Origin of the sequence: Bartonella gabonensis, from assembly GCF_903679515.1 — a bacterium.
Classification (GTDB): Bacteria; Pseudomonadota; Alphaproteobacteria; order Rhizobiales; family Rhizobiaceae; genus Bartonella; species Bartonella gabonensis.
This window is the reverse complement of the sequence record NZ_CAHOYM010000053.1, coordinates 1-7,331: the sequence shown is the minus strand read 5'-3', so window position 1 is coordinate 7,331 and position 7,331 is coordinate 1. Positions and strand designations below refer to the sequence as shown.

The 7,331-nt window shown below is 34.6% G+C and carries 3 protein-coding genes; all 3 read right to left on the bottom strand.

All coding sequences use genetic code 11. The features are described from left to right. Positions 1 to 613 (bottom strand): LbetaH domain-containing protein (locus HWX04_RS07555; protein WP_175869526.1); only part of this gene is annotated, 613 nt, incomplete at its 3' end. Between the two features lie 95 nt (positions 614 to 708). Further along, complete coding sequence (locus tag HWX04_RS07550; protein ID WP_175869525.1) at positions 709 to 1,479, bottom strand: LbetaH domain-containing protein; 771 nt, start codon at positions 1,477 to 1,479, stop codon at positions 709 to 711. A 1,729-nt stretch (positions 1,480 to 3,208) separates the two neighbouring features. After that, a partial coding sequence (locus tag HWX04_RS07545; RefSeq protein WP_175869524.1) for a type ISP restriction/modification enzyme occupies positions 3,209 to 7,331 on the bottom strand: 4,123 nt, incomplete at its 5' end.

Below are 7,331 nucleotides of genomic sequence, written 5' to 3'. Positions count from 1 at the left end.
CTATATATGAATTGCCAAAAACACTTACTTTATCGCAAATATATGTATAGCCTGTAATTTTTGCATTTTCATAAATACAAGCATCATCACAAACCACAGCAAAAAACCAAATTTGTGCATTGTCATAAATTCTTGCATTGCCATAAGCTTGCGCATAGCCAGTCAATAAAGCGTTATCATAAATTTTAGCATGCCCTTTTATAACAGCCCTGTCAGAGACTTCAGCATGATTTAAAACGCAGGCATGATCGTAAACAAAAGTTCTTCCAAAAACCAAGGCATTATCAGCAACCCTTGCATTGTCATAAATTCTTGCACAATCAAAAACTTTAGCATTGCCTTCAATTTTTGCATGATCGAAAACATAAGCTTCATTCAAGATTTTAGCATTATCAGAAACACGGGCATTATTATAAACACAAGCATTATCATAGACCCAGCAATCGCCATCATGAGAGAGGTTGCTTTCCTTTTCAATAAAACCACCGACAACCCCAGCTTTAACATCAGCAAAGTCTTTTAAAGCTTTAATGCGATAAAGAGTTGTAATCTCTCTAGTAAACATATTTTTAATTTGTTTAATTTCACTGGTTAATTCATATTTTTTAGACATAAGAATACCCTCACAATTTAATGTGATAAACATTGGATAAAATTTTGAATGGAAAAATTTGAAAGAGGGGCGCCCCCGCCGCGCCCGTGCTTTATTTAAGCAGCATCACTTTCATATTCGCTGTCATTATCATCATCATAATAGCCTTCAAAATCAGCATAATATTCGTCACGATAATAATCATCTTCGCTACCAAATTCGGGATATTCATTATCACAGATATCTTCATTCGCTTCTAAAAAGGCATTGCTATGAATATAAGAAGAGCCAGAAATAAGAGCATCACAAACAACGGCATCATCGAAAACACGTGATTCATCACAGATATAAGCAGAACCACTTATTTTTGCATTGCCACCAACATGAGCATCATCACAAATTACAGCATTATCGGAAATATGAGCATGGTCAGTAACACGGGCGTTATCATAAATTTGTGCATTGCCTTCAATTACAACGGCGTTGCTAGCATGTGCATTGCCTGAAAGCTTTGCATTGTCCTTTAATGTCATGCCTTCAAAAATAGCATTCCCATAAATTTGTGCATTACCATATACGTCTACAAAAAAGCTTTTTACTTTTGCATTTCCAAAGACGCGTGCATTTTGAAAGACCCGCGCTTTGTTATAAACCCAACAATTGCCCTCATGGGATAGGTTATCTTCACTTTCAATATACCCCCCGAGGTCACCTTTTTTGACATCTCCAAAGTCTCTTAATGCTCTAATTCGAGTTAAGAAATGACCATCTACATATTCACCATCATTAATAAATTCATATTTTTTTGCAGGCTCTTGTTTGTTAGCAGGTACAGTTTTATTAGCAATGTTAGAAACAACGGGGGTGTTTTGTGATGTAGTTTTCATAACTAAATCCTTACTGTTAGGTTCCTATTGACAGCCTATAAAGGCGCCGGGTGGTAGAAACACGGCAGTAAGTCCGTCGTTACACTTTTCTCATAAAAAGAGTATTGTATGGTGTAACCACACCCGACAAGATCATCATATATGCTAATCACAGCATAAAAGATAGTCAGTATTTTTAAAGACATGGGAGAGGCTGTTTCGTAACCTATCCGCTTACTGTTTAAGTGTTTCTAGCACTTGATTATTTATATAACAAAATACGTATTTATTGTCAATTAATTTATGCACTTTTTTGATATTTTTTATGATTTTTTTAAATGCATTGTGTGATAAATATTTATCATATGCTTATAAAACATTTCTTTTGTATTATAAGCTTTTAAAGCTATATTATGGGCTTTCTTAAACGATTGTGTTATTTTTTGAATCTATACATTTATAATATTTATAAACGCTCTCATCATGCATATTTTTAACTTTATAACCTATCATGTTTTTTGCGAAATGGTTTTTAAGATTTCTGTTAATTTCTTTTTATAGCACATTTAAAACTTAACAGACTTTATAGGGACTGTTTTTATAACCAATGCTCTCATTTGCAATGTAATTATGAAAGCCAGTCTTTTTTTACGGGTGTTTTATAGCTGTTATTCATTATAGCCACCGTRTCATTTTTCATTTTCATATGAGAAATGATAATTGTGATTTATAGCTTTTTATGAAAACATCTAAAGAGAAACTGATAACTATAGAGATGAGCAAAATCCCTTTTAATAGACTTTTGTCATTTTTGTCAGTTTAGTCAGTTCTTTTTATACCCTATATTATTTTTTTCAAATGAGAAAAAATTAAAAACATTACATTTCAATATGTTAGCATTTTAATGATACAACCTATATCGACAATACAACCATAAATTCAACTCATAATATATATTTGTCAGTTATGTGTCAGTAAATTGAACTGACAAAAGTGATCATTTTAGTGAGTAATTAAAATGTGCTTTATGAAAAGCGTATGAAAGTGAAAACTGATTACGTTATCAAAATCCCTTTAATGAATTTTTATCAGTTCACTTTAATAGATAAATTTATGATTTTAGTTAGTACTTTAAATACGTCTAAAAAACATGTGATCTTTTAAAGCCTTCAAAAGACAGTTTATAATCATAAGAAATCCTATCAAGATCATTATGGTTATGAGTTTTGAGTATTTTGAAGATTTTGAAGGTTCTTTTTACGCTCCCTTATATATTTTTTTTAAAATCAAAAAATAAAAATTATTATATTTCAATGTGTTATTTTTCATCAAGTTTTAGAATAACAACCTATAGTGATATGATAAACATATGGATACAACTAATAATATATTTTGAAGGTATTTTGAGAGTGTTAGAAACCTTCAAAACCTATAGCAAAATGAATATACATAACTCTCTTCAAACAGAGCTTTTGAAAACAATAAAGCACTCATTTTAGATTACGGTATAACCTCTTAAAGGCAATGTAAAAAAATCTAACTCTATTTAAGAGTGGATTTCTTATAAATCTTAAAGCAATCCAAAGTAGAGTATCTAAAAGTGCAAGTTTTTTCTTTTTAGAATAACGCATATAAACACTCCTTTTAAGATTATATCTAATCAACTTAATAGAAGAGGTATAGATTATGGTTATAAGACTCTATACCCCTTATAATTAGCATACCCATTATGTGAGCATGCTTTATAAGTTTATTCAGTTTCTTTAATTTCTAATTTTGGTAGGTTCTTAACGATTTTCATTGTTTCTAAACTTACGGTAATAACCCTTTGAAACAATTCTAGAGGATAGGCAGGGTTTCCAACGGTTTCAACAGCATAGCGATTGGCATCATTCACAATACCACTCTTTTTATCAGTCTTAACGCATTGACGTTCCATAACCCATTCAAGAGCGGGTTTGCCATTGACGATATATTCATAAGCTTCAAGAGGTATATCTGTTATTGTAATGTTGCTGTTGTAAATAACAGTGGATTTATCCTTTTCCTTACTATTCTTAACTTTTGCGAATTTCATTTCTGTAACGTAATAAAATTTCTCAAGATTAGAGATCTCTGTCTGTTTAGGATTGCCTTTTTTAAAGGTCACTGGATAAGGTTCCACATCTTCATAATTCACGTGCAAATGCCCCAGTTTACGCCCTGCTGTAACAAATTTCCAAAAATTATCAGCAGTTTTTACACAAGGGATACGAGGCAATTCTTTAGAGAGGTTATCAGCATAACGGGCACGATAATCTTCCGAATGAAGTAAACCGTAAACATAATAGAATAAATCATCTTTTGTTATATTCTCATTAGGATAAGCTGCTTTAAAATAAGCTAGACCTTCATCAGTAATAGCATCGCGACATTGTAAATCAGTTGTGTTGTTTTCCTCTGTAGAAATTAAAAATAAATGGGATTGTTTCTCACTTTTATTTTTTGAGACTATGGTGTCTTCATAAATATACCTTGGAAAACATTGACTAGTATCCATTGCATGAAAATCAGGTACTGTCTCAATCATGATGACAGAAAAACCTTTCATTGTTCCTGTACCTGTAACTTGAATCACTTTATTTTCAACCACTTTCCCCATAGGGAATATCCGCAGCATTTGAGAAACCATTTCATTAAAAGCACGATTATAATAGAGCCACTGTTGTGTAAAAGGACGATAAGAACTTTTGGTAAGGCAATTTTCTTCAAATTCAAAAATCTTTCCTTTAGTTAAATGTTTTTTAAGATTAAGACTCCAACTAACTTTGCTTTCATCCGCATTAACAAAATTGTCTACAGTTTTGATACGTGTTTTGAGATCAGAAAGTGGATAAGTATTATTAAACCGTTCTACTTCGTTGTTATAAAAAGTAATCATATTACTCATGTTTTCAGCTAAAACTTCACGGCTTGAGTTATAAGCCCAAGCGTCACGATTGGTTTTTAGACCACAAGAATAAATCTCAAAAAGCTTTTTACCGTATGATTTCTTATCACCTATGACTAAAAATGATTTAAAGCTATCATCACGTTGATCAAGCCAATCATTATGCCTATCCGGTTTGATTATTTGCCAACCTTGTTCACTCCGTGTAATACCATCAATGCTACCAAGGGATTCAATTATCGTAAGCTTTTCTTGTCTTGTAAGGTAATCTCCAATATCACGAAAATATATCTTACCATGCTGCTGTGCATTTGGATTTTTTACGAGAATCGAGATAGCAATAGGCGCTCGAGAACCTTCTCCAAAAATGCCCCCACTCTCTTTCTTACGCTGTTCTCCAGAAGTTCGTGCATTCCCCCGTAAATGGAAAATATAAAGGCTGCTAAATTCTTCAACGAGGCATTTGCGTAAACCATTTAAAGAACATGCATTAATAAATCCTGCGTTTGTAACAAAACCAATAACACCGCGGTCTTTTATACGGTCGCTAGCCCAACGAATGGCACGAATATAACTATCGTAAAGTGCTTGCATATTGATTGATTCAGATTGAGCGGCATAAGTCTCACTAATACGTTTATCTAATATGGGATAAGGGGTATTCTTTGCATTATCATTAGCGCTTTTTTGCCCTGTTGAATAAGGAGGGTTGCCAAAGATAACTTCGATATTCAGATTTTTTTGAAGCTCTAAATATTCACTGTTTTCTTTAAATAATTCTTGTAGCAGATTTTTCTCTTCAAGCATCCGAAACGTATCGGTTAAACCAATATGCTTAAAGGGAATATACTTTCCTTTCATAAGACTATGATAGGTCGATTCAATATTAATGGCTGCTATGTAATAAGCCAGTAAAACAATCTCATTGGCATGGATATCATGACGGAATTTATATTCCATATCCTCTGGTTTGATGAGATTGGATTGTAACAGCCGTGTGATAAAGGTTCCTGTTCCAGTAAAAGGGTCAAGAATAGAGACACCACGTGATCCCAAGCTTTTGCCAAACTCATTGCGTAAAACATCATCAACAGAGTGAATGATAAAATCAACAACCTCAACGGGGGTATAAACAATCCCAAGCCTATCCGTGGTTTTCTTAAACGCCTTGGTAAAAAAATCTTCATAAAGTTTGATAATAAGGTTTTGTCTTGCTTGGGGGGAGGTAATTCCAGAGGCACGGAATTTTACACTGTCATAAAACTCTTGTAATTCTTTCGATACTTGCTTGATATTGGTTTTATCCAACTCAGCTAAAATCTTTTCCATGGCTTGTGAAATAGCATTGTTTTGCACAAATTCATTGCCATCAAACAAGGCTTCAAACACGGGGCGCGTTACAAGATGTTGTCCTAACATCTCAAGCGCTTCCTCTTGTTTGATTTCACTGTTTAAGTTGTTTTGTAATTCCTTATGAAAGCTTTCAAAGGCATGATAGGCTTCACTGCTTTCATCAGAAAGAATGTCTTTAAGATGATTGATATGGTTTTGTGCAATTTCAGCTACATTGCCAGCCCAGATGCCCCAATAATCCGCAAGGGTAAATTTCTTAGCCAGAAGCGTTTTAAGGGCATTAGGAAACTCTTTATAAAAAGGTAATCTCATTTGCCCGTTATAGCTATGCTTTGGTTCATAGGCTGCTTTGCCAATATCAAGCCCCGTGCTTTCTGGTTTTTCATAAACATGGAGTTTATCTTCAACTGTCGTCATACTCTTTAAGGCAGCAATCTCTAAAGTATGACTTACGTCTTGACCTAAAATCATCTGGTTAAGGGTTACTTCAAAGTTCTCATCATGGGAAAGCAAAGCATTGATCACTTGCCAAACAACACTGTATCTCTTGTTGTATTTTAAAACCTGTTCAGCAGAAACCCCAGCCGGTATTCCAACGGGTAAAATGATATAACCTCTCTTCTTGCCCTTGGCACGGCGCATAATACGCCCCACCGCCTGTATCACATCCACTTGGCTTTTGCGCGGGTGTAAAAACATAATCGCATCAAGAGCAGGAACATCAACACCTTCAGACAAACAACGTACATTGGTCAACACACGGCAGGCATGTTCCCCCGCATCTTCTTTTAACCAATCAAGGGCTTCATTGCGCTTCTTGGCACTTTGTGTTCCATCAATATGCGCAAAGGTACACTGAAGAGGCGGTGTCTCTTTATAGAGCTTATGAAGATTAGACAATTCTTTCTGTATTTCTTGAGAATTAAATGTATCACGGATACGTTCAGAGGTCTTGATGTCTTTACAAAAAGCCAAAGCCCGCCGCATAGGTTTGGGGTCATCACTCAGATCAACTTTCAGATCTATTTTACTAAGAGCTTGATAACAGCCTATGATCTTGGTCTTATCATCAAGGATAAGTTCATAATTCTCATCGGTCATCAGATGTTGAATGGATTCACTGACTTCCTCTTCATTAACACCCAAGACAATAATCTTATAAGGAACTAAGAGTTCATTTTTGACGGCTTTGGAGAATGTGTAGGTGTGAAGATTTTTTCCATAGAGGGCTTCATCATCCATAGAGGCTAAAATGCCATTCATCTCATGGGCTTGTTTTTTGGCATGATCAGCAAAGATTTTTGGGGTTGCTGTCATATACAAACGTTTTTTGCCGCCAATAATGCTGTTATCATGAACCTTGATAAATTCAGATTCATGCTTGTCTGTTCCTAATACAACCCCCGTTGTTCTATGGGCTTCATCACAAATGATCAGATCAAATTCGGGTAATCCATATTCCTTTTGTGCATCCGAAATCACTTGAATGGAATGATACGTCGAAAAGACCACCGTCATTACATCAAGAGAGGTCTTATTGGCTTTACGTGCAAGTGCTTGCGCATCCGTTGTCGCCGGTAAAACAAGATCA